At 73.6% G+C, this 22,451-nt stretch carries 24 protein-coding genes; 3 read left to right on the forward strand and 21 right to left on the reverse strand.

The window, feature by feature from the left end:
• Positions 1-9: 9 nt before the first annotated feature.
• Both tsf and rpsB read right to left on the reverse strand, forming a co-directional pair.
• Positions 10-825, reverse strand: coding sequence for a translation elongation factor Ts (tsf, locus tag FHX44_RS02285; protein ID WP_147253930.1), 816 nt, complete (start codon positions 823-825; stop codon positions 10-12).
• 41 nt (positions 826-866) lie between these two features.
• The gene (rpsB, locus tag FHX44_RS02290; protein ID WP_147253931.1) at positions 867-1,769 is read right to left on the reverse strand and encodes a 30S ribosomal protein S2; all 903 of its coding nucleotides are present in this window, start codon (positions 1,767-1,769) and stop codon (positions 867-869) included.
• 322 nt (positions 1,770-2,091) lie between these two features.
• On the opposite strand from rpsB, the gene FHX44_RS02295 reads away from it, so the two are divergent.
• Positions 2,092-3,108: a M23 family metallopeptidase gene (locus tag FHX44_RS02295; RefSeq protein ID WP_246170167.1), complete on the forward strand. Its 1,017-nt coding sequence runs from the start codon at positions 2,092-2,094 to the stop codon at positions 3,106-3,108.
• Here the strand turns inward: FHX44_RS02295 and FHX44_RS02300 are convergent.
• The 12 genes from FHX44_RS02300 to FHX44_RS02355 form a co-directional block, all read right to left on the reverse strand.
• On the reverse strand, positions 3,026-3,871 hold the full coding sequence (locus FHX44_RS02300) for a FliA/WhiG family RNA polymerase sigma factor (protein WP_147253932.1): 846 nt from the start codon (positions 3,869-3,871) through the stop codon (positions 3,026-3,028). The genes FHX44_RS02295 and FHX44_RS02300 overlap by 83 nt on opposite strands.
• Positions 3,846-4,760: a tyrosine recombinase XerC gene (locus tag FHX44_RS02305; RefSeq protein ID WP_147253933.1), complete on the reverse strand. Its 915-nt coding sequence runs from the start codon at positions 4,758-4,760 to the stop codon at positions 3,846-3,848. Before FHX44_RS02305 ends, FHX44_RS02300 begins: the two co-directional genes overlap by 26 nt.
• A 287-nt stretch (positions 4,761-5,047) precedes the next feature.
• On the reverse strand, positions 5,048-6,190 hold the full coding sequence (gene dprA / locus FHX44_RS02310; RefSeq protein WP_147253934.1) for a DNA-processing protein DprA: 1,143 nt from the start codon (positions 6,188-6,190) through the stop codon (positions 5,048-5,050).
• The gene (locus tag FHX44_RS02315) at positions 6,187-7,692 is read right to left on the reverse strand and encodes a YifB family Mg chelatase-like AAA ATPase (RefSeq protein ID WP_147253935.1); all 1,506 of its coding nucleotides are present in this window, start codon (positions 7,690-7,692) and stop codon (positions 6,187-6,189) included. Before FHX44_RS02315 ends, dprA begins: the two co-directional genes overlap by 4 nt.
• Positions 7,692-8,048 (reverse strand): YraN family protein, encoded by a 357-nt coding sequence (locus FHX44_RS02320; RefSeq protein WP_147253936.1) that lies wholly within the window; start codon positions 8,046-8,048, stop codon positions 7,692-7,694. The genes FHX44_RS02315 and FHX44_RS02320 overlap by 1 nt, the downstream gene beginning before the upstream one ends.
• A gap of 117 nt (positions 8,049-8,165) precedes the next feature.
• Positions 8,166-8,489, reverse strand: coding sequence for a DUF2469 domain-containing protein (locus FHX44_RS02325; RefSeq protein ID WP_147253937.1), 324 nt, complete (start codon positions 8,487-8,489; stop codon positions 8,166-8,168).
• Positions 8,486-9,310, reverse strand: a complete 825-nt coding sequence (locus FHX44_RS02330) for a ribonuclease HII (protein WP_147260873.1) — start codon at positions 9,308-9,310, stop codon at positions 8,486-8,488. The genes FHX44_RS02325 and FHX44_RS02330 overlap by 4 nt, the downstream gene beginning before the upstream one ends.
• Positions 9,311-9,403: 93 nt before the next feature.
• Positions 9,404-10,393: a signal peptidase I gene (gene lepB, locus FHX44_RS02335; RefSeq protein WP_425469177.1), complete on the reverse strand. Its 990-nt coding sequence runs from the start codon at positions 10,391-10,393 to the stop codon at positions 9,404-9,406.
• 324 nt (positions 10,394-10,717) lie between these two features.
• Entirely contained in the window at positions 10,718-11,077 is a 360-nt protein-coding gene (rplS, locus tag FHX44_RS02340) for a 50S ribosomal protein L19 (RefSeq protein WP_147253938.1), read from the reverse strand.
• A 133-nt stretch (positions 11,078-11,210) separates the two neighbouring features.
• Positions 11,211-11,963, reverse strand: coding sequence for a tRNA (guanosine(37)-N1)-methyltransferase TrmD (trmD, locus tag FHX44_RS02345; protein WP_147253939.1), 753 nt, complete (start codon positions 11,961-11,963; stop codon positions 11,211-11,213).
• 34 nt (positions 11,964-11,997) lie between these two features.
• On the reverse strand, positions 11,998-12,570 hold the full coding sequence (locus tag FHX44_RS44010; RefSeq protein WP_147253940.1) for a Clp protease N-terminal domain-containing protein: 573 nt from the start codon (positions 12,568-12,570) through the stop codon (positions 11,998-12,000).
• Between the two features lie 9 nt (positions 12,571-12,579).
• Positions 12,580-12,795, reverse strand: coding sequence for a helix-turn-helix domain-containing protein (locus FHX44_RS02355; protein ID WP_142098854.1), 216 nt, complete (start codon positions 12,793-12,795; stop codon positions 12,580-12,582).
• Between the two features lie 139 nt (positions 12,796-12,934).
• On the opposite strand from FHX44_RS02355, the gene FHX44_RS02360 reads away from it, so the two are divergent.
• On the forward strand, positions 12,935-14,305 hold the full coding sequence (locus tag FHX44_RS02360; protein ID WP_147253941.1) for an FAD-binding oxidoreductase: 1,371 nt from the start codon (positions 12,935-12,937) through the stop codon (positions 14,303-14,305).
• Here the strand turns inward: FHX44_RS02360 and FHX44_RS02365 are convergent.
• Positions 14,289-14,990, reverse strand: a complete 702-nt coding sequence (locus FHX44_RS02365) for a TetR/AcrR family transcriptional regulator C-terminal domain-containing protein (protein WP_246170168.1) — start codon at positions 14,988-14,990, stop codon at positions 14,289-14,291. The genes FHX44_RS02360 and FHX44_RS02365 overlap by 17 nt on opposite strands.
• A gap of 34 nt (positions 14,991-15,024) precedes the next feature.
• Here FHX44_RS02365 and FHX44_RS02370 point away from each other — a divergent pair, with 34 nt between their 5' ends.
• Positions 15,025-16,509, forward strand: coding sequence for an FAD-dependent monooxygenase (locus FHX44_RS02370; protein ID WP_212612296.1), 1,485 nt, complete (start codon positions 15,025-15,027; stop codon positions 16,507-16,509).
• Positions 16,510-16,724: 215 nt separating this feature from the next.
• Here FHX44_RS02370 and rimM read toward each other — a convergent pair whose 3' ends face one another.
• The 6 genes from rimM to ffh form a co-directional block, all read right to left on the reverse strand.
• The gene (rimM, locus tag FHX44_RS02375) at positions 16,725-17,261 is read right to left on the reverse strand and encodes a ribosome maturation factor RimM (RefSeq protein WP_147253944.1); all 537 of its coding nucleotides are present in this window, start codon (positions 17,259-17,261) and stop codon (positions 16,725-16,727) included.
• Complete coding sequence (locus FHX44_RS02380; RefSeq protein ID WP_147253945.1) at positions 17,239-17,478, reverse strand: RNA-binding protein; 240 nt, start codon at positions 17,476-17,478, stop codon at positions 17,239-17,241. The genes rimM and FHX44_RS02380 overlap by 23 nt, the downstream gene beginning before the upstream one ends.
• Entirely contained in the window at positions 17,475-17,915 is a 441-nt protein-coding gene (gene rpsP / locus FHX44_RS02385; protein WP_147253946.1) for a 30S ribosomal protein S16, read from the reverse strand. Before rpsP ends, FHX44_RS02380 begins: the two co-directional genes overlap by 4 nt.
• A 162-nt stretch (positions 17,916-18,077) precedes the next feature.
• Positions 18,078-19,352 (reverse strand): CPBP family intramembrane glutamic endopeptidase, encoded by a 1,275-nt coding sequence (locus FHX44_RS43045; protein ID WP_246170169.1) that lies wholly within the window; start codon positions 19,350-19,352, stop codon positions 18,078-18,080.
• A gap of 409 nt (positions 19,353-19,761) precedes the next feature.
• Complete coding sequence (locus FHX44_RS02395) at positions 19,762-20,838, reverse strand: amidohydrolase family protein (RefSeq protein ID WP_212612297.1); 1,077 nt, start codon at positions 20,836-20,838, stop codon at positions 19,762-19,764.
• Between the two features lie 76 nt (positions 20,839-20,914).
• On the reverse strand, positions 20,915-22,450 hold the full coding sequence (ffh, locus tag FHX44_RS02400; protein ID WP_147253947.1) for a signal recognition particle protein: 1,536 nt from the start codon (positions 22,448-22,450) through the stop codon (positions 20,915-20,917).
• Between the last annotated feature and the right edge of the window lies 1 nt (position 22,451).

The raw sequence follows: 22,451 nt of genomic DNA on the forward strand, positions 1-22,451 counted from the left end.
TGGGTCGGCTCAGGCCTGGCCGACCTCGAAGCGGGCGAACTCGCGGACGGTGACACCTGCCTCGTCGAGCAGCGCCTTCACGGTCTTCTTCGGCTCGTGGACCGACGGCTGCTCCAGCAGCACGACGTCCTTGAAGAAGCCGTTGATCCGGCCCTCGACGATGCGCGGCAGCACCTGCTCCGGCTTGCCCTCCTCACGAGCGGTGGCCTCGGCGATGCGCCGCTCGTTCTCCAGCACGTCGCTCGGGACCTCGTCACGACTGGTGTACTGCGGCCGGGCCGCCGCGATGTGCATGGCCACGCTCTTGGCGGCCTCGTCGCTCGCACCCTCGTAGGCCACCAGCGCGCCGATGGCGGGCGGCAGGTCCGACGCGCGGCGGTGCAGGTACAGCGCCACCGGCCCGTCGACGTGGATGTAGCGCTTGACCTCGAGCTTCTCGCCGATGCGGGCCGAGAGCGCCTGCACGGCGTCGTCGACGGTGCCGCCGTCGAGCGGGGCCTTCTTCAGCGCGTCCAGGTCGGCAGGCCGCTGCTCCACCGCGACGCGGAGGACCTTGTCGGCGAGCGCGAGGAAGTCGTCGCTCTTGGCGACGAAGTCGGTCTCGCAGTTCAGCTCGACCATCGTGCCGCCCTCGGCCGCGACGAGCCCGTTGGCCGTCTCCCGACCGGCGCGCTTGCCCACGTCCTTGGCGCCCTTGATGCGGAGCAGCTCGACCGCCTTGTCGAAGTCGCCCTCGGCCTCCTCGAGCGCCTTCTTGCAGTCCATCATCCCGGAACCGGTCAGGTCCCGGAGCTTCTTGACGTCGGCGGCGGTGTAGTTCGCCATCTGCCTGTTTCGTCCGTTCTCTTCGGGAGGTGTGTGGGGCGTCAGCCCGCGGTCTGCTGGGTGCCGTTGCTGGTGGAGGCGGGCGCCGCCTCCGCAGCGGGGTTGGGCGCCTCGGTGCCCTGGCCCGCGGCGGTGAGGCTCGCACCGTCGGACCCGGCACCCTCGGAGAGCAGGTTCTGCTCCCACTCCGCCAGCGGCTCGTCGGTGGCGACACCGGCCTCCGGCTTGTCCTCGCCGTCGGCGCCGCGCGCCCGCTGCGAGCGCTGCATGAGGCCGTCGGCCGCGGCACGGGCGATCACCTTGGTGAGCAGCGCGGCCGAGCGGATGGCGTCGTCGTTGCCCGGGATCGGGAAGTCGACCTCGTCGGGGTCGCAGTTGGTGTCCAGGATGGAGACCACCGGGATGCCCAGCTTGCGGGCCTCACCGACGGCGATGTGCTCCTTCTTGGTGTCCACCACCCAGACCGCGCTCGGGACCTTCGACATGTCGCGGATGCCGCCGAGGGTCTTCTCGAGCTTGTCCTTCTCCCGGGTGAGCATGAGGATCTCCTTCTTGGTGCGACCCTCGAAGCCACCCGTCTGCTCCATCGACTCCAGCTCCTTGAGGCGCTGGAGGCGCTTGTGCACGGTCTGGAAGTTCGTGAGCATGCCGCCCAGCCACCGCTGGTTGACGTACGGCATGTTGACGCGGCCCGCCTCGTCGGCGATGGCCTCCTGCGCCTGCTTCTTCGTGCCGACGAACATGATCGTGCCGCCGTGCGCCACGGTCTCGCGGACGAACTCGTAGGCCCGGTCGATGTACGACAGGGTCTGCTGCAGGTCGATGATGTAGATGCCGTTGCGCTCGGTGAGGATGTAGCGCTTCATCTTCGGGTTCCAGCGGCGGGTCTGGTGCCCGAAGTGCACACCGGAATCCAGCAACTGCTTCATGGTGACGACGGCCACGGCCGATGCTCACCTCTCGTTCAGGCGCGACCGCCGTGCGGCCACGCGCGCGGTTTCGCGGAGCGCCGGTCGGCGGCACCGCCCTAGCGTGGCGCCGGTGGTCGGACCCGGGAGCCCCGGGACCGCCCGTCCACCGCTCCCGTTGGTTACGGGTGCGCGCACGCGCGAAGTCACCTCGACACCGTCGAGATGCAGATCGAGTGTACGCCGCGGGCCGGATCGCCCCGACGGCGCGTCCCGGAGTTGTCCACCTCGCTCCCGAACCGTCCACAGGCCAGGCGCTCGACCCCCGCGCCGTCCTCGTCGGCACCAGTCTGAGCCAGTGGACGGAACGAGCCGGGCGGAGGTCCTGATCCGCCGTATCGGGTGCTCACGGACGCCGGGATCGGCGCGGACACCCGGTCCGGCCGATGATCGCCGGCCCGTCGCGGGTCTCGTCGCGAGGTGCGCGCACCGCGCGCTCGTCGGCGCTCTCGGCGCGATGATGCTGCTGGCGGCGCCGCTCCCCCCGGCGAGCACGCAGGCGGCTCCCGACGAGGCCCGGCCTGATCGGCCGGCAGGCCTCGCCGCGCAGGATCCACGTGCATCGGGAGCGGGTGCACCGGGGCCGCCGTCCGACGGCGCCCCGGCACCACCCGACGGGCCGCCCGTGCCGCCCACGCCCGGCACCGGGCCGGGTGTCCTGCAGGCGCCCCCGCCGCCCGAGGGGGCCGGGGTCGCCGCGCCCGGGGCCCGCTACGCATGGCCGCTCCTGCCGGTCCCCACGATCGCCACCCGCTTCAGGGCGCCGCCACACCCGTACGGGCGGGGCCATCGAGGCGTCGACCTCGTGGGCACGGCCGGCAGGCCCGTGCTCGCGGCCCGCGCCGGCACCGTCGTGTTCGCCGGGCGGATCGGCGCGCGGAGCGTCGTGTCGGTCGACCACGACGACGGCCTGCGCACCACCTACGAACCGCTGCAGCCTGCCGTGCGGCCGGGCTCGGTTGTCCGGGCCGGCGACGTGCTCGGGCTGCTGGAGCCGGGCCACCCCGGCTGTGCGGCCGCGGCCTGCCTGCACTGGGGAGTGCGCCGCGGGCCGCACGAGTACCTGGACCCGCTGGTGCTCCTGCGCCCGCTCGAGGTGCGGCTGCTGCCGGTGCCGGACCCGTGGCCCGCCGGGATCGTGACGGCGCGCGGCCCGCCCGCCGCGGCGCCGGGAACGCGCGCGGCACGGGCCCGGACTGTGCGAGGAGCGCGACGAACGCAGAGCGTGCCGCTCACCCCGCCTCGAGCTCCTCCAGCCTGCCGCGCAGGCGCCCGACGAGCCGGGTGTGCAGCTGGCACACCCGCGACTCGGTGACCCCCAGGAGCCTCCCGATCTCGGCGAGCGTGCGGTTCTCCAGGTAGTAGAGGCGCACGACGTGGCGGTCACGCTCCTCGAGCTGCTCCACCGCGAAGGCGAGCTGCCGCAGCGTCTCGGCGGCCTGCACCACGGCCATCGGGTCGGGGGCACCGTCGTCAGCCAGTACCTCCGACACCCCGCCGCTGCTCTCGTCCAGCGCCTCGACGCTGATCAGCTGCACCTGCCGGCCGAGTGCGCGTACCTCCTGCACCCCGAGACCCAGCTCGTCGGCGAGCTCGGCGTGCGTGGCGGCGCGCTGGAGCCTGCTCTCCAACCGCTCCTGGGCGCGCTCCAGCTCACGCGCACGCCCGCGCACGGTGCGGGGCACCCAGTCCTGCGCGCGCAGCTCGTCGAGGATCGCGCCGCGGATGCGCGGCACGGCGTAGCTCTCGAACCGCGGGCTGCGCTCGGGATCGAACCGCTCCACCGCGTCGATGAGCCCGAACACGCCGCACTGCACCAGGTCGGCCACCTCGACGTAGGACGGCAGGGCGCTTCCGAGCCGGTGCGCCACGGCGCGCAGCAGCGGCGTGTAGTGCACGACGAGCCGGTCCCGCAGCGCGCGCGTGGGCTCGGCGAGATACTCCGCCCACAGCTCCTCCACGGGAGCCGGCGAGACCGCGACGGACAGCACCGGCGCGTGGACCACCGCCCCCGCCGTGGTTCTGAGCTGCACAGACGGGGCCGAAACGACGTCATGCCCGCGGATGCGCCTGCTCATGTACCACCTTCAGCCGCTCGACGGTGACCTGCGTGTAGAGCTGTGTCGTTGCTAGCTTAGCGTGACCGAGCAACTCCTGTACGTAACGAAGGTCCGCGCCGCCCTGCAACATGTGGGTCGCCGCAGCGTGCCGAAGGCCGTGCGGACCCACGTCCGGCGCGCCGGGAACGGCGGCGAGCGCCTGGTGGACGACGCGTCGCGCCACCCGCGTGTCGAGCCGGCCGCCCCGTGCCCCGAGCAGGAGCGCGGGCGGCGATCCCGGGCGCGCCAACGCCGGCCGCCCGGCGGCGAGCCACCGGCGAAGCGCGTCCGAGGCCGGCACCCCGTAGACGACCGTGCGTTCGCGGTCGCCCTTGCCGACCACGCGCAGGGCGCGCCGGGACGGGTCGACGTCGTCGAGGTCGAGCCCGCACAGCTCCGCCACCCGCACCCCCGTGGCGTAGAGCAGCTCCAGCACCAGCAGGTCGCGCAGCGCGACCGGGTGCTCCTGCGCCGCCCCGCTGCCGGCGGCGTCGAGCACGGCGCCGGTCTGCTCGACGGTCGGCACCGCGGGCAGGGACCGCCGGGGCCGTGGCGAGGCCAACCGCACCCCGGGGTCGACGGCCATGAGCCCGGTGCGGTGGGCCCACGCGGTGAAGCTGCGCGCCGCGGCGGCGCGCCGCGCGAGCGTCGCCCGCCCGAGCCCCGCCTCGTGCCCCGCCGCCAGCCATCGGCGTAGCCACGCCAGGTCGAGGCCCTCGAGCCCGTCCATGCCCTCGAGCAGACCGGCCAGATCACCCCGGTACGCCCGCACCGTGTGTTCCGAGCGCCCCCGCTCCAGGACGAGGTGCTGCAGGAACGCCTCCAGCGCTGCCGCCGGACCGGGTGCGAGCTCTGGCGGGAAGGACACCTGCCGACCGTGCGCGCCCCGGCACGCCCGGTCAAGCGCTGCCTCCGCGTGTCATGCGCCGCCACCCGCAGAGGCCGCCGAGGCGCGTGGCCGGCCCGAGCCGCGCATCGCCGTGGTGATGACAGCGCCGGGGTACGACTCGGCACGATCACAACGCGTTCAGCAGCACGCCTGTGCTGCTCCGGCGGTCCTGGTGCGCTGCCCGGATCGATCACCATCCGCCACCGCGCCGGCCGGTGCGGCGTCCCCGTCGCGCCGCCGGCTCCGGCAGCCACATCCCGGGGTCGTCACCTGAGGTCCTCGTCCACCTCCACCACCCGGCGGCGCCAGCGGCCCTCGCAGTGCTCGACGAGCCCACGCCGTTCGAGGGCCACCAGGGCGACCCGCACGGAACCGATCGGCATCCCGGACTCCAGCGCGAGCCAACGGGTGTCGCGGGCGCCGCGGGCGGGCAAGGCGTCGTGGACGAGCGCCGCCGGGGTGTCGAGACCGTCGGTCGGCCTGCCGTGGTCGACTCCGGGCGGGCCGGCGAGGTGTGAGCCGATCGGCGCCACGGCCTCCAGCACCTCGTCGCTGCGGGTGACCAGCAGGGCGCCGTCGCGGACGAGGCGGTGGCAGCCCACCGACATCGCGGAGGTGACCGGGCCGGGCACCGCCATCACCTGCCGGCCCAGCGACAGCGCGTCGGAGGCGGTGCGCTGCGCGCCGCTGCGCAGCCCGGCCTCGACGACGACGGTGCCCACCGCCAGCCCGGCGATCAACCGGTTGCGCACGAGGAAGCGGTGCCGCGCCGGCACGCCGCCCGGCGGGTACTCGCTCACCACGAGCCCGCTCGCGGCGATCCGCTCCAGAAGCAGCTCGTGGGAAGCCGGGTAGACGCGGTCGACACCGCACGCGAGCACCGCCACGGTGGCGCCCTCCACGCCGAGGGCACCGCGGTGGGCGGCCCCGTCGATGCCGATGGCGGCACCGGAGACGACGGTGCAGCCGCGGTCGGCGAGCCCGGACCCGAGCTCGGCGGCGACGTGGGCGCCGTAGCTCGTGGCCGCACGGGCCCCGACCACGGCGACGGCGTGCCCGCAGAGCTCGTCGAGCCGGCCCGGGCCGCGCACCCAGAGCGCCAGCGGCGGGGCGAGCGGCGTCGAACCGGCCACGTCGAAGGCGGCGAACGCCTCGGCCGGCCACTCGGGGTGCTCCGGCACGACCAGCCGGGCGCCGGCGGCGGCCGCGGCGTCGAGGTCGGCGCCCGGCCGGTGCACCGTCCGGCGGGCGCTCGTCTCCCGGGCCACCGGCTCGTCGACCCGCCCGTCGAGCACCCGCGCCGCCGCCTCGACCGGCCCGACCTGTGCCACCAGCTCGGCCAGCGCCGGCGCGGGCGGCTCGCCCACCCTGGACAGGTAGGCCCGCGCGAGCAGGATCTGCTCGTTCATGCCGCCCTCCGGTCGCGGAAGAAGAGCGCCGTCTCGACCAGGTCCTCGTCGGGCCGGTCGCGCCCGGCGAGATCTGCGAGCGTCCACGCGACACGCAACGCCCTGTCTGCTCCGCGGGCCGTGAGCTGGCCCGACCGCAGGCCGGCGTCGAGCGGGCGGACCGCGCTGCGCGGAAGGGCGAACCGCGTGCGCAGAACGGGCCCCGGCACCTCGGCGTTGGTGCGGAAACCCAGCGCTCCCCACCGCTCGGCGGCCGCGCCCCGCGCCGCGAGGACCCGCGCCCGCACGGTGGCGGTGTCCTCGGCGTGGCCGGTGGCCGCGAGCGCGGTGACCGGGAACATGCGCGCCCGCAGGTCGACGCGGTCGAGCAGCGGGCCGGACAGCCGCCCGAGGTAGCGGCGACGCACGAGCGACGGGCAGACGCAGTCGCGGTCGTGGGCGGGTGCGCAGGGGCACGGGTTGGCCGCGAGCACGAGCTGGAAGCGGGCCGGGTACTGCACCGTGCCGTCGGCCCGCGCGAGCCGGACCTCCCCCTCTTCGAGGGGGGTGCGGAGCGAGTCGAGCAGGCTCGCTCCCCACTCCGGGGCCTCGTCGAGGAAGAGGACACCGAGGTGGGCCAGCGACACCGCACCCGGCCGCGCGATCCCGGAGCCGCCACCGAGGAGCGCGGCCATCGAGCTGGAGTGGTGCGGTGCGACGAACGGCGGAACGGTGCTCAGGACCCCGCCCGCGGGCAATCGCCCGGCCACCGACCGGATGGCCGCGAGCGCGAGCGACTCCTGCGACGTGAGCCGCGGGAGCAGGCCGACGAAGCGCTGCGCGAGCATCGTCTTGCCCGTGCCCGGCGGCCCGACGAGCAGGACGTGATGGCCGCCCGCGGCGGCGATCTCGATGGCGTGCCGCGCGTCGTCCTGCCCCACGACGTCGGCGAGATCGGGTGGGTCGGGCGCGACGTCGTCGACGGGCGGCTCCGGCCGGCGCAGCGCGCATGCGCCCTGGAGGAAGGAGAGCACGTCGGCGAGCCGCCCCGCGCCGTGCACCTCGATTCCCTCCACCAGCGCGGCCTCGGCGAGCACCGCCTCCGGCACCACGGCGCGCCGCATGCCCGCGTCCCGCGCCGCGAGAAGGCACGGCAGCACCCCGCGCACGGCCCGCAGCCTCCCGTCGAGGGCCAGCTCGCCGAGCAGGACCGTGCCGTCGAGCGCGGCCTGCGGCAGCACGTCACCGGCACCGAGCACTGCGCAGGCGAGGGCCAGGTCGAAGCCGCTGCCCGTCTTGCGCAGCGTGGCCGGGGAAAGCGCGAGCACGATCTTCTCCTTGGGCCAGGGGAACCCCGAGTTGACGACGGCCGCGCGCACGCGGTCCTTCGACTCGTGCAGGGACGCGTCGGGCAAGCCGAGCAGGTGGAGCCGGGGTAGGCCTTTGCCGAGGTCGGCCTCGATCTCCACGACGTGTCCCTCGACGCCGAGGAGGGCCGCCGCGTAGGTGCGTGAGATCGGCATCAGAACGCCGCCTCGTAGTGCTGGACGGTGACCGGCGCGCCGGGCTCGGCGACGACGGCGAGCACGTCGAACCGGACCGGGACCCAGCGCACCTGGTGGGCCTGGAGCCAGGCGTTGGTGACCAGCCGGATGCGGGCCACCTTGCGCGCGTCGACGGCCTCGGCCGGCTCGCCGTACCGGGTGCCCGAGCGGGTCTTGACCTCGCACACCACGAGCCGGGTGGAGTCGGTGGCCACCAGGTCGATCTCCCCGTGGCGGCACCGCCAGTTGCGCGAGAGGATCACCAGACCCTGCTGCTCGAGGTAACGGGCCGCGAGGTCCTCACCGCGGCGCCCGAGCACGTCCTTCGCTGCCATACCGACAACGATCGGCGAGCCGGGGGGAGGCGGACAGGCTGATCGGAGATCTGTGGACAGCCGGGGGGCGAGGTGGACAACTCCCGGTCCGGAGGAACGGGCTGTCGGTACGAGTTGCTAGCTGCCGAACTGGTTGCCCTCCGGCAACCGCAGGTCGGGCTTCTCGAGCTCCTCGACGTTGACGTCCTTGAACGTCAGCACGCGCACGTTCTTGACGAACCGGGCCGGCCGGTACATGTCCCAGACCCACGCGTCGGACATCCGGACCTCGAAGTAGATCTCCCCGTCGGCGTTGCGCGCGGCTACGTCGACGGAGTTGGCCAGGTAGAAGCGCCGCTCCGTCTCCACGACGTAGGAGAACTGGGCCACGATGTCCCGGTACTCCTTGTAGAGCGTGAGCTCCATCTCGGTCTCGTACTTCTCGAGATCCTCGGCGCTCACGGTGCTACCCCTCCTCTGGAACCCTCGGACGTCCCGACGGCCAGCGCCCCATTGTGGACCAGACCCTCTTCGAGGTCCTCCCCCAGCCCCGCCTCGATCGTGTCGTCCATGAAGTCTTCGTCGAACGCGTCCTCGTCGAGCACGACGGGAGCCGGTCGCACCCCGTCGCGCGCAGCGCGCACGTTCACGAACGAGTACCGGTGCACCCGGCTGGGCCCGTGCGTGAGCATCGCCTCGTCGTGCACCGGGGTGCAGTAGCCCTTGTGCTCGGCGAAGCCGTACTGCGGGAACTCGGCGTCCAGCGCGACCATGATCCGGTCCCGGGTGACCTTGGCCAGCACCGACGCCGCCGCCACGCACGCGGCGACCTGGTCGCCCTTGGGCACGGCGAGCGCCGGCGTGCCGAACCCGCGCACGGCGAACCCGTCGGTGAGGACGTATCCGGGCACGGTGGTGAGGCCTGCGACGGCACGGCGCATGCCCTCGACGTTGGCCACGTGCACCCCGCGGCGGTCGACCTCCTCCGGTGGGATCACCACGATGGAGAGGTCCTCCGCCCTGCGCCGGATCAGTGTGTAGTACTCCTCCCGCGCCGCGGCCGTGAGGAGCTTCGAGTCGGTGAGGCCGTCGAGCCGCTTCGCGTCGCCGGGACGCAGGACGCACGCGGCGACGACGAGGGGGCCCGCGCAGGCGCCCCGCCCGGCCTCGTCGACGCCCGCGACCGGCCCGAGGCCGTGCCGGTGCAGGGTGCTCTGCAACGTCCAGCTCCCCGCCGAGCGCCGGACGACGGCGCGGGCCGGACGCAGCTCGGGCGGCAGCATGGTGCGCACCGGGCGGCGCCGCGCCCGCCGCTGGGGTACAGGTCGTACGGCCATCGAGGAGCAGTCTGCGCCAAGCGGTGAACGACCGTGCGCTCAGGGTCGTGGTCCGGGGCGCCGCCTCGGGAGGAACTCCGGGAACAGCAGTTCACGGCGCTGGCGCCGGCGCCGGAGCAGGGCGATCGGCAGCGTGCCGAGCATCCCGAGGGCGAGCGGCGCGCCCGCGGTCGCGTCCTGGGCGGCCATGCCGACGGCGGTGGACTGCGGGTTCTGGGCGGCGACCCACCCGAGCCGGTCGAAGGGCAGCACGATCATCCGGGCCTGCCCGATCACGTTCTCGACGGGCACGGCGCCGTGGTCGGGCATCCGCGAGTCGGCCGAGTTGTTGCGGCTGTCACCCATCATCCACAGCTGTCCCTCGGGCACCGTGACGGGACCGAAGGAGGCCTGCTTGGGCGGCCCGGCGTCGGGCAGGTAGAAGATGTACGGCTCGTCGAGCGAGTTGCCGTCGACCATCACCTGGCCCCGCGAGTCGCAGCACTGCACGGTCTGCCCGCCGACGGCGATGACCCGCTTGACGAAGTCCTTCTCGTCGGGCGGGGCGAGCCCGATCAGGGAGCCGAACAGCTGCAGCCCCCGAACGACCGGGCTGCTCGGCTCCTGGACGTCGACCTCACTGCTCCAGCTGTCCGGCCCCCGGAACACCACGACGTCGCCGGGCGCGGGCTCGGTGAAGCGATAGGTGATCTTGTCGACGAGCACCCGGTCGTTGTTGCAGCCGGTGCAGCCGTGCAGCGTGGTCTCCATCGACCCGGAGGGGATGACGTAGACCTTCGCGAGGAACGTCTGGATCAGGAACGTGAGGACGAGAGCCACCACGATCAGGATCGGCAGCTCTTTCCAGAACGTGGGCCGCCTGCGCCGGCCGGGCTTCAGCTTGCGCCCGCTCGCCTCGACCTGCTGCTTGTACGCCGCCGCAGGCCTGCCGTCGGGCGACGCGCCCGCACGGCGGCGGTGCCGGCCGGGAACCTCCCCCTGAGCGGGCTCGCCCGTGGGCGGCCCACCTGCGAGGAGGTCGCCGTGCACGACGGTGGGCTCGTCGTCGGCGGGATCGGGGCGGCGAGGCGGCGCAGGGCGTGCCGACCGGGCCGACGGGACCCGGCCGCCGGGCGGCGGCCGACGCGGCCCGTCGGGGGGAAGACCGCCCGCCGGGCCGCCCTGGGGACGCCCGTTCGGGATCGGCGGCCGGGACGGCGGGAGGTCCGGGCGCTGTCCCGGCGGCACGGGCCCGGGGTTCCGCGGCACGAACGGCTCCCCCGGCGGCGAGAACCGCTGGTGTGCGGCCCGCCGGTCGTCGGGGAGCTCGGGGAGGGCCACGCCCACGAGGCTACGGCAACCGCGCCGGAATGGTCAGGACGCGGACGTGGTCTCGCGCTTCTCCTTGATCTTCGCGGCCTTGCCGCGCAGCTCACGGAGGTAGTACAGCTTCGCGCGGCGGACGTCGCCGCGGGTGAAGACCTCGATCTTGTCGATGTTCGGGGAGTGCACCGGGAAGGTGCGCTCGACGCCGACACCGAACGAGACCTTGCGGACCGTGAAGGTCTCCCGGGCCGCGGAGCCCTGGCGCCGGATGACGACGCCCTGGAAGACCTGGATGCGGGACCGGTTGCCCTCGATGACCTTCACGTGCACCTTGAGCGTGTCGCCCGGCCGGAATGCGGGGATGTCGGACCGCAGCAGCTGTGCGTCCAGTGCGTCCAGGGTGTTCATCGCGAAGATCCGTCCTCGGTGATAGCGGTCGTGCAGGGGCGCCGTACGTACCGTCAAGTCTCGAGGCGCCGGGCAGGCCCGTCGGGCGCGGGCAACCAGTCCATAGTGCCAGACGCGAGATCGGCGGGTGAAATCACCCGTCCCGCAGGCGCGCGAGGAACGCCCGGTCGGCGTCGTCGAGGGCGTCCTCGGGGAGGGCGGCCAGCAGGTCGGGGCGCCGCTGCGCGGTGCGTTCCAGCGCGCGGTCGCGCCGCCAGCGGGCGATCTTGGCGTGGTTGCCGCTGCGCAGCACCTCCGGCACGGCGAGCCCGCGCCAGACCTCCGGCCGCGTGTACGCGGGACCTTCCAGGAGGCCGTCGGAGAACGAGTCCTGCTGCGCGGACGCCGGGTTGCCCAGCACGCCGGGCAGCAACCGCACCACCGCCTCCACCATCACCAGCACCGCGACCTCGCCGCCGACCAGCACGTAGTCGCCGATGCTCACCTCGTCCACCGGCAGGTCGCGGCGCCGGGCGTCGTCGACGACGCGCTGGTCGATGCCCTCGTAACGCCCGCAGGCGAAGACCAGTCGCTCCTCGCCGGTCCACGCCTGCGCCGTGGCCTGCGTGAACGGCCGCCCTGCCGGGGTGGGCACGACGATCCGCGCCGGGCGCTCGTCGAGCGCCAGCACGGCGTCGAGCGCCTCCCCCCACACCTGGGGACGCATCACCATGCCCGGACCGCCCCCGTACGGGGAGTCGTCGACGGCCTGGTGGACGTCGCGGGTCCAGCTGCGCAGGTCGTGCACGGCGAGGTCGACGAGCCCCGCGCCGATCGCCCGCCCGAGCAACGCCTCGCGCAGCGGTGCCAGGTAGCCGGGGAAGATCGTGATGACGTCGATCCGCACGGACGGATGCTGCCAGGCGCCTCCGGGCAGGGTCTCAGCCGGCCTTGCGCCCGCGCACCAGTTCCTCGACGACCACCCGGGCCGGCTCCAGCCGCACCCCTCGAGCGGCCAGGATGTGGTGGGCGGCTCCGCCCTCGGTGTGGATCAGCCCGAGCAGGATGTGCTCGGTGCCGATGTGGTCGTGCCCGAGGTGGATCGCCTCGCGCAGGGCGAGCTCGAGCGCCTTCTTGGCGGGGCCCTCGAACGGGATGTGACCGAAGAGGCGGCCGGCCGGCCCGCCGAGGGCGGCCCGGGTGCGGTCGAGCGCGCCCGGCCCGAACGCCTCCTCCACCTGGCGCCGCACCTCGTCGAGGTCGATCCCGATCGTGGACAGCGCCTCCGCGTCGAGGGCCGCGGCCGGGCCGGGCCGCAGGCGGTCGACCTCGCGCAGCACGTCGGCCCGGTCGACGCCGAACCGCTCCAGCACGGCGAGCGCGAGGTTGTCCGGCACGGCGTAGAGCGCGGCGAGCAGGTGCTCGGTGCGGATCTCGTCCGCCTTCCGCGTCCGTGCCTCCTCCTGAGCTCCGACGACGACCTGACGAGCCTCGCCGGTGAACCGTTCGAACATCTCGTCCCCTCAGAATCCGTACCGGCGGTACTTCTTGTGCACGGCCTGCCTGCTCACCCGCAGGGCGTCCGCGATCTGCTGCCAGGACCAGCCCTGGGCCCGCGCGTTCGAGACCTGCAGCTCCTCCAGCGACTCCAGCAGTCCCCGCAGGGACGCCACTGCCGCCAACCCGACGGCCGGGTCCCTGCTGGACGCCGCCGCCGCGACCTTCGTGGCATCGCTCATGCCCGTCAACCTACGTTGACACGGGCCGTCGTGTCAACCTGAGTTGACAGGACGGGCACTGGGCCGAACGGCCGTTGCCAGCACGTTCGTTCAGGAGTCCACTGGACGCCCGCCAGCCCACCGTCACGAGGAGGGCACCATGACCACCATCGCCGAGCTGCGCGAACAGGTCCGCGGGCCTGTCATCGAGCCGGGGGACGACGGCTACGACGAGCACCGTCGGGTCCACAACGGCGTCCACGACAGACGACCGGCACTCATCGTCAGAGCCACGTCGACGGCCGACGCCGTCGCGGTCGTGAACCACGCCCGCGAGGCCGGCCTCGACCTCGCGGTGCGGGGCGGCGGGCACAGCGCACCGGGGTTCGGAACGTGCGACGACGGCGTCGTGCTCGACCTGTCCCTGATGAACAACGTGTACGTGGATCGGCTGACGAAGACCGCCCGCACCGGTGCCGGCGCCACCTGGGGCGACTTCAACCACGCCACCCACGCCTACGGGCTCGCCACGACCGGCGGCATCATCTCGACCACCGGCGTGAGCGGCCTGACGCTCGGCGGCGGGGTCGGCTACCTCGTGCGCGGCTGCGGGCTGACGTGCGACAACCTCGCGAGCGCCGAGGTCGTCACCGCCGACGGCCGCATCGTCGTCGCGAGCGAGCACGAGAACGAAGACCTGCTCTGGGCCCTCCGGGGTGGCGGCGGGAACTTCGGCGTCGTGACCTCGCTCGAGCTCGGCCTGCACGACGTCGGCACCATCTACGGCGGCCCACTCCTCTACGAGGTCGCGGACGCGCCTGCGGTCATGCGGGCGTACGACGAGTACATCCAGGACGCCCCCGAGCATCTCGGGGCGTTCTTCGGCTGGCAGATGGCGCCGCCCCTGCCGTTCATCCCCGAGGACCGCCACGGCGACATGTTCTGCGTCATGGTCACGTGCTGGAGCGGCCGGCCGGAACAGGGCGAGCAGGCGATCAAGCCGTTCCGCGACGTCGCCGAGGTCAAGGCCGAGCACGTGGGCCCCATGCCCTACCCCGCGCTCAACACGGCGTTCGACGGGCTCTTCTACAAGGGGATGCGGCAGTACTGGAAGGCCGACTTCGTCCGCGACCTGCCCGACGAGGCCATCGCGAAGCACGCCGAGTACGGACCGCCGACGCCGAGCCTCACGTCGACGATGCACCTCTACTCGATCAACGGCGCCCCGTCACGGGTCGGTCCGGAGGAGACGGCGTTCGGCCACCGCGACGCGCGGTACGTGATGGTCATGGCCGCGTTCTACGACACTCCGGCCGAGGACGAGGGCGCCATCCGGTGGGTGCGGGACTACTACGACGCCGTCCACCCCTACGCGGGGACGGAAGGCGGGTACATCAACATGCTGTCGGAGGACGAGGGCCGCGTGCCGCAGAACTACGGGCGGAACTACGAGAGGCTGCAGCAGGTCAAGGCCACCTACGACCCGGACAACCTGTTCCACGTCAACCAGAACATCACTCCGGCGCGGTGACGAGCGTCGCCTCGATCCCGTCCAGCAGCCACTCGAGGATCCGCTCGAACGACTGCGGCGCGGGGTCGAGGCGGGCCGGGTCGTTCGCCCACCGGATGAAGTGCGGGTAGCGACCCTCCTCGGTGATCCGCTGCAGGTAGGGCCGGACCGCATCGGTGAGGTCCTCGTCGGTCGGCAGCCCGGCCCGCTCCCGCATCGCCCGCTCCTCGAGCAGCGCGAGCCCTGAGCCGAAGACGTGCCCCAGCACCGTGTTGACCGCCCCCATCCGCTCGGCCGCACCGAGGTCGAACGCCTCGAGCGGGGCAAGCGCGGCGTCGTAGAGAGCGAGCGCGTGCGGGCCGAGCGGCGGGCGGCTGAACGCGAGCCGGGCGAACCACGGGTGCCGCTGGACGGCCTCCCAGCCGGAGAGTCCGAGCCCGCGCAGGCCGGTGCGCCAGTCCCCCGCCGGGACCACGATCTCGCCGTAGACCTCGTCGACCATGAGGTCGGTCAACCCGTCCTTGCTGCCCACGTACCGGTACAGGGACATCGGCGTGCTCGAACCGACGCGTGCGGCGACCGCGCGCATCGTGACCTCGCCGCGGACGTCCGCGTCGGCAAGCGCGATCGCCGCCGCCACGATGCGCTCCCGGCTGAGCTGCTCGCCGCGCGGCGCGGCGGGCTCGTCGAACCACACGAGGCTCATTGCGCCATCGTAGTGGCGCATGTACAACGTACACGTGAATGTACAACGTACACGGGAATGCGAGGTGCTCGTCGTCGGCGGCGGGCTCGTCGGCCTCACCGCCGCGCTGGTCCTGCGCCACCACGGCGTGTCCGTCACGCTCGTGGAGCGGCGCGAGACGACCTCGCCGCAGCCCAAGGCCCGGCGCTTCCACTTCCGCAGCATGGAGGTCTTCCGCGAGCTGGGGCTCGCGGCGACGGTGCACGAGGCCGCCCGCGACCTCGCAGACCACGACCGGATGGCTGTCGGGCACACGCTCGCCGAAGCCGAGCAGCTGCCCCTCTGGCAGCCAGGAGACGTGGACGTGCTCGAGGTGAGCCCGGAGCTGCCCTGCCTCGTCGCGCAGGACGCGCTCGAACCGGTCCTGCGCGCGGCCGCCCAGGACGCGGGCGCCGACGTGCGGTTCGCCACGGCGCTGACCGGCTTCGAACAGGACGCGGACGGCGTGGCGGACCCGGGCGGGCGGTGGCTGAGGGCCTCGTACCTCGTCGCCGCCGATGGGGCGCGCAGCGGTGTGCGCACGGCGCTCGGCATCGGGCGCTCGGGTCGCGGCGCGGTCGGCGAGCCCGCGGTCAACGTGTACTTCCGCGCCGATCTCGAGGACGTCGTCCGCGGCCGCGAGTTCAACCTCTGCCAGATCGAGCACCCGGACGCTCCCGGCGCGCTCGCCTCGGTCGACGGCCGCTTCCGCTGGGTGTTCATGACATCGGGCGAACGCACCGACCGGGACTGGCCGGCACTGCTGCGCACCGCTCTCGGTGTTCCGGCTCCGGACCTGGACGTGCTGAGCGTGCTCCCATGGCAGCCCGAGATGCTCGTCGCGGACCGGTACTCCGCGGGCCGGGTGCACCTGGTGGGCGACGCGGCCCACGTGATGCCGCCCTTCGCCGCGATGGGGGCCAACACCGGGATCTCCGATGCCCATGAGCTCGGCTGGAAGCTCGCCGCCGCGCTCAGCGGCGACGCGCCGCCCGCGCTCCTCGACAGCTACGACGCCGAGCGGCGCCCGGCCGGCTGGTTCGCGGCCGACCAGTCCGCGCGCCGCACCCTGGACCTGCGCGGCACAGGAACGCCCGACCCGGATCTCGCGCATCCGTTCCTGCTGGTGGCGGGCGGGTTCCAGTACACGGACGGGGCGCTGTGCCGCGCGGACGGTCAGGACCCCGAGCCGGTCCACGAGTTCGCGCCCGCAGGCCGGGTGGGGACGCGCGTGCCGCACCGCTGGCTCGACGAGGCACGCACCCGCTCGACGCTCGACCTGGCCGGACCCGGCTGGGCGCTCCTCGTGGCAGGCGATCCGCGGCCGTGGGAGCGCGACGCGGGCGGGGTGGCGGTGCACCGGCTCGACGCCGACTTCCTGCCCGCCGGCACGGCGCTGCTCCTGCGCCCCGACGACGTCGTGGCCTGGCGCGGGACGGACGTCACGGCCCCGCCACGCGTGCTGCGTGACCTGCTGGGCCCCACAGCGGTGGCGGCCTGACGCCCCGCCCGGCGAGTCCGACGTTCGCGCACGCCGTGTACGGCGTACAGCACGCTGCGCCGTCGGCCGCCGCGCGCCGGAGCGCCCGGCTCACCCACTGAGATGCCGGACTCACCGTGCCGAGACGCCGGAATCGCCGTACCGAAATGTCCCGACTCGGGGGTGAGTCCGGCGTTCGGGCACGGCGCGTTCTGCGAGCGGGCGCGGGCGCCCGGTCAGTCGAGCAGGCCCTCGGGCGGGGTGAGCACCACGCGGCCGGCCGCCAGGTCGACGGTCGGCACGATCGCCAGTACGAACGGCACCAGCGCGTCGGAGCGTTCCGGACGGGCCAGGACGAGCATGTCGCCACCGGGGCCGTGCACGACCTCACGGACCGATCCGACGACGGTGCCGTCCTCCAGCTCGGCGCGCAGGCCTTCCAGCTGGTGGACGTGGAACTCGTCGTCGTTCTCGGGCGGCGCGATGGCATCGGCCGCGACGAGGAGCCGCGTGCCGCGCAACGCTTCGGCGGCGTCGCGGTCGGCGGCCTCGGTGAACCGCACGAGCAGTCGGCCCGAGTGCGGGCGGGCCGACTCGACGGTCAGCGTGCCCGCAGGCTCGCCCGGCCGCTGGGCGATGAGCGAGGCCCCGGGCACGAACCGCTCGTCGGGTGAGTCGGTGTGCACGTCCACGACGAGCTCGCCGCGCAAGCCATGGGCCCGCACGGCGATCCCGACGAGGTACTCGGTGCTACCGGTCGGTGTCGACGACATCCACCCGCACGCCCCGGCCACCGACGCCGCCGACGACCGTGCGCAGGGCGGTGGCGGTACGGCCACCGCGGCCGATCACCTTGCCGAGGTCTTCGGGATGCACCCGGACCTCGAGGGTGCGTCCGCGGCGGGTGGTGACGAGCTCCACCTGCACGTCGTCCGGGTGGTCGACGATGCCCCGGACGAGGTGCTCGAGAGCGTCCGCGAGGACACTCACGATTCTGCGGAGGCCTCGGAGGAGGCCTCGGCCTCGCCCTTCGCGCGGCGCTCGCTCTTCTTCTTCGGCGTGGTGGCCTCGGTGGTGGGCTCCTCGTTCGCCGCGGCGAGCGCGGCCTGGAACCGGGCCAGCTTGTCGACCTTCTCCGGCTGCGGCTTCAGGGTGCCCTCGGCGCCGGGCAGGCCCTTGAACTTCTGCCAGTCGCCGGTGATCTCGAGCAGGTGCTGCACCGGCTCGGTGGGCTGCGCACCGACGCCGAGCCAGTACTGCGCACGCTCCGAGTCGATCTCGATCAGGCTCGGGTCGTTCTTCGGGTGGTACTTGCCGATGGTCTCGATCGCCCGGCCGCTGCGGCGGGTGCGGGCGTCGGCAACGACGACGCGGTAGTACGGCTGGCGGATCTTGCCCAGCCTCATCAGCTTGATCTTGACGGCCACGCTGGTCGGTGCTCCTCGCGGATCGTGTGTTTCGGGTGAGTCCGCGCGGCTCGCGTGGGGTTACGGGCTGCGCATTCCTCGGCGTGTGTGTCCGCGGCACGGTAGAGGGCCTGCCACGGGACCGATCGGCCATTCTGCCAGACGCGTGAGCATGCCGGGGCGTCAGGTCATCGGGAAGACGCCCAGCAGCCCGAGAACGAGCGCGATCCCCGGCAACAGGTTGTTGATCTGGTGGGCGACGATGCTCGCGAGCAGCCGGCCCGTGTACAGGCGCGCGATGGCGATCGGGATCGCGACGACGAGCAGCAGCGGCGTGCGCGTGAACTCGAAGTGCGCGATCGCGAAGAGCAGCGTGCTGACGGCGAACGCCACCCAGCGGCCCGCGATCTTCTCGATCCCGCCCCAGAGCAGACCCCGGTAGAGGATCTCCTCGCACATCGGCGCGACGAACACGACGATGACCAGCACCAACGCCGCCAGTGCCGGGCCGGCCCGTATCCCGCCGAACACGTCGCCCACCGCGGACGTGGCGTCCTCGCCGACGATCGCGACGTAGACGATCGACGCCGGGATGGTGAGCGCCAGCCCGCCGAAACCGAATGCGAGCCCCATGCCGAGGTCGCGCCACGACCAGACGAGACCGAGGTCCACGATCGGCCCGTTGCCGCGCACCCACGTGATCAGCAGGGCCGTGGAGGCAGCGAGCACCGTGGGCACGGAGAGGGCGATGGCGAGCGTGGTCGCGGTGGGCCCGGCATCGCCCACGAGGACGATCCCGATCAGCGCGGACGTGAGCAGGAACACGGCCTCCGCGAGGAGGTAGGCCCCCAGCCCCCAGCGGTGCTTGCGGACGGGTGACGGCGCACCCCACGAGCTCCGGGGGCCCGACTGCCGGCCGATCGACGGTGCGGGATACGGCGCGGCAGGCGGGTACGGCCCCGGCGGGTACGGCTGCGCCTGCGGGTAGGAACCCTGCGGGTACGCCTGCCCCGGCGGGTAGGCGCCCTGCGGGTACGGCGGCCCCGGCGCGGGGGGAGGCGGCCATGCCGCGTAGCCCGGCTGCGGCCATGGGGCACCGGCCTGTTGCGCAGACCCCACCGGCGGCGGGGCCGGACTCGCGGCCACCCCGACGGTGGTGGGCGCCTCCTCCTCGGCCGGCAGAGCGGGTGCGACGCCGGCGGCCGGCGGATCCCACGCCGTGGGCCCGGATGCCGGGACGGCGCCCGACGTTGAACCCTGCGCGGGACCGACCGGCGGGTCCTCGGAAGTGGGAGCACCCCGGGTCGGGTCGGCTCCGGGGTCGGGCTCGACCGGCGCTCCCCCAGCGGGGTCGGCCGCGTGCTGTGCCGCGGCGGCGTGCGCGGCCGCGTCCTCGCCTCCGGAGCCGGGTCCGGGCTCCTCAGAGCCTGGTCGACCGTCCCTGTGCACCGCTCCCACGCCCCCGACGCTACCGGCCCGCCGCAGAGGGCGCCGCCCGCCTGCCGCCCACCGCGACGCGACCGGCCGGATCGTCACCCGGTCGGAGCCCCCGACACACTTCCGCGCGAGCCGCACATCAGCGCTGCGGCGACGACCCCGGGGCCGTCCCACACCCGATCGTCCGACCTGATCGGCGCGAGACGTGCACGATCACAATCGGCGACCGCTCGCCCGCCCGGCCACGACGGTGGCCGTCCACGTCTGCCGGCGCCACGCCCCGACCCACGACCCGCTCCGCCATCGACGCACCGATCCGCACCCTGGACCAGTTGCCCGGACACAGCTGCGTGACACGCCACTGGTGTCCCCGCCGCGAGCCCGATGCGCAGCTGGGCCGTCGAGATCTGTGGCGACTTCGGCGGGAACGCTAGGCGCTGGCATGCACCGGGCGGCCCCGCAGCATCACGAGGGCGGGTTCGTGCAGCACGGACAGATCGGCGCGGGGGTCGCTGCGGTACACCACGAGGTCGGCGCGGGCACCCAGCTCCAGCCCTGGACGGCCGAGCCAGGACCGGGCGGCCCAGCTGGCGGCGCCGAGCGCGTCGGTGGCGGACAGGCCCGCCCGGTGCAGGGCGATCACCTCGTCGGCGAGGCGGCCGTGGTCGATGCCGCCACCGGCGTCGGTGCCCGCGTACACCGGCACCCCTGCCTCGACGGCCCGGCGCACCGTCTCGTACGCGCCGGCGTGCAGGCGCCGCATGTGGTCGGCGTAGGCGGGGTACTTGGCGGCCTGGTCGGCGATCCCCGGGAAGTTCTCGACGTTGATCAGCGTGGGCACGAGCGCGGTGCCGCGCTCGGCCATCTCGGCGATGAGGTCGTCGGTGAGGCCGGTGCCGTGCTCGATGCAGTCGATCCCGGCGCGGACCAGGCCGGGGATCGCGGCGGCGCCGAACACGTGCGCAGTGACCCGTGCTCCGGCCTTGTGCGCCGCGTCGATGGCCGCGACCAGCACGTCGTCGGGCCAGAGCGGCGCGAGGTCGCCCACGCCGCGGTCGATCCAGTCGCCCACGAGCTTCACCCAGCCGTCCCCATCGGCGGCCTGCTCGGCCACGACGTCGGGCAGCAGCGCCGGGTCGTCCAGCTCCAGCGACATGTTGGGGATGTAGCGCTTGGGGCGGGCCAGGTGCCGCCCCGCGCGGATGATCTCCGGGAGGTCGTCGCGGGCCTGCAGGGGCGTGGTGTCGATGGGCGAGCCGCAGTCGCGGATCAGCAGGGTGCCCGCGTCGCGGTCGATGCGGGCCTGCGCGTCGGCCTCCTCCAGTTCGACGCCGCCGCCGGGGCCGAGCCCGATGTGGCAGTGGGCGTCGACGAGGCCGGGCACGATGAAGCCGCCGTCGACGAGGGTCTCCGCGCCCGGGACCGGCTCGACCAACCGGCCCGCCGAGTCGACGTGCAGCTCGACGGTGTCCTCGCCGGGCAGCAGCACCCCGCGCAGCCGGTACAACGCTCAGCCCCTCCCTCGCTGCGCTCGGTCAGCGCTTCGCGCAGACGCTGCGCCGATGGTTCGCTCGCAAGCTCGCTCACTTCTCCTTGGGGAACTTGAACTTGCTCGGGTCGAACCCGGGCGGCAGCTGGTCGAGGCCCGGCGGGAGCTCGCGCAGCGACGGCGGCAGCCCGGACAGGTCCGGCATCCCGCCGCCCCCGAACGGCAGCCCGGCAGCGCGCGCGGGTGTGGGCCCGCGCCCCCTCGCCTTGCCCTTCTTGCCCTTGCGGCCCTTGTTCTGCTTCTTCGTGGCGCTGCGGCTGCCGAAACCGAACTGCCCGGCCATCTGCTTCATCATCTTCCGGGCCTCGAAGAACCGGTTGACGACGTCGTTGACCTCGCTGACCGCGACCCCGGAGCCGTTGGCGATGCGCAGCCGGCGCGAGCCATTGATGATCTTCGGGTCGGCCCGCTCGGCGGGCGTCATGCCGCGGATGATCGCCTGCAGCCGGTCGAGCTGCTTGTCGTCGACCTGGGCCAGCGCGTCCTTCATCTGCCCGGCGCCGGGCAGCATGCCGAGGATGTTGCCGATCGGGCCCATCTTGCGGACCGCGAGCATCTGCTCGAGGAAGTCCTCGAGGGTGAGCTCGCCGGTGGAGATCTTGGCGGCGGCCTTGGCGGTCTGCTCCTGGTCGAACGCCTGCTCGGCCTGCTCGATGAGCGTGAGCAGGTCGCCCATCCCGAGGATGCGGCTCGCCATCCGGTCGGGGTGGAAGACGTCGAAGTCGGCGAGCTTCTCGCCGTTGGACGCGAAGAGGATCGGCTCGCCCGTGACCTCGCGCACCGAAAGGGCCGCCCCGCCGCGGGCGTCGCCGTCGAGCTTGGTGAGCACGACACCGGTGAAGCCGACGCCGTCGCGGAACGCCTCGGCGGTGGCCACGGCGTCCTGGCCGATCATGGCGTCGACGACGAACAGGGTCTCGTCCGGCGAGACGGCGTCGCGGATGTCCGCGGCCTGGCGCATCAGCTCCTCGTCGACGCCGAGTCGGCCCGCGGTGTCGACGATGACGATGTCGTAGTGCTTGGCGCGGGCGTGGGCGATGCCGCGGCGGGCGACGTCCACCGGGTCGCCCACGCCGTTGCCCGGCTCGGGGGCGAACGTGGTGGCGCCGGCCCGCTCTCCGACGATCTGCAGCTGGTTGACCGCGTTGGGCCGCTGGAGGTCGCAGGCCACGAGCAGCGGCGTGTGCCCCTGGTTCTTCAGCCAGTGCGCGAGCTTGCCCGCGAGTGTGGTCTTGCCGGAACCCTGCAGGCCGGCGAGCATGATCACGCTCGGCGGCTCCTTGGCGAGCCGGATGCGGCGCGTCTCGCCGCCGAGGATCGCGACGAGCTCCTCGTTGACGATCTTGACGACCTGCTGGGCCGGGTTCAGCGCACCGGAGACCTCCGCGCCCTTCGCCCGCTCCTTGACCCGCGTGATGAAGTTGCGGACCACCGGCAGCGCGACGTCGGCCTCCAGCAGCGCGATGCGGATCTCGCGCGCCGTGGCGTCGATGTCGGCGTCGGAGAGGCGCCCCTTGCCGCGGAGGTTGGCAAGGGTGCCGCTGAGGCGCTCGGAGAGGGTGTCGAACACC

It is taken from the genome of Pseudonocardia hierapolitana (assembly GCF_007994075.1).
Lineage (GTDB): Bacteria > Actinomycetota > Actinomycetes > Mycobacteriales > Pseudonocardiaceae > Pseudonocardia > Pseudonocardia hierapolitana.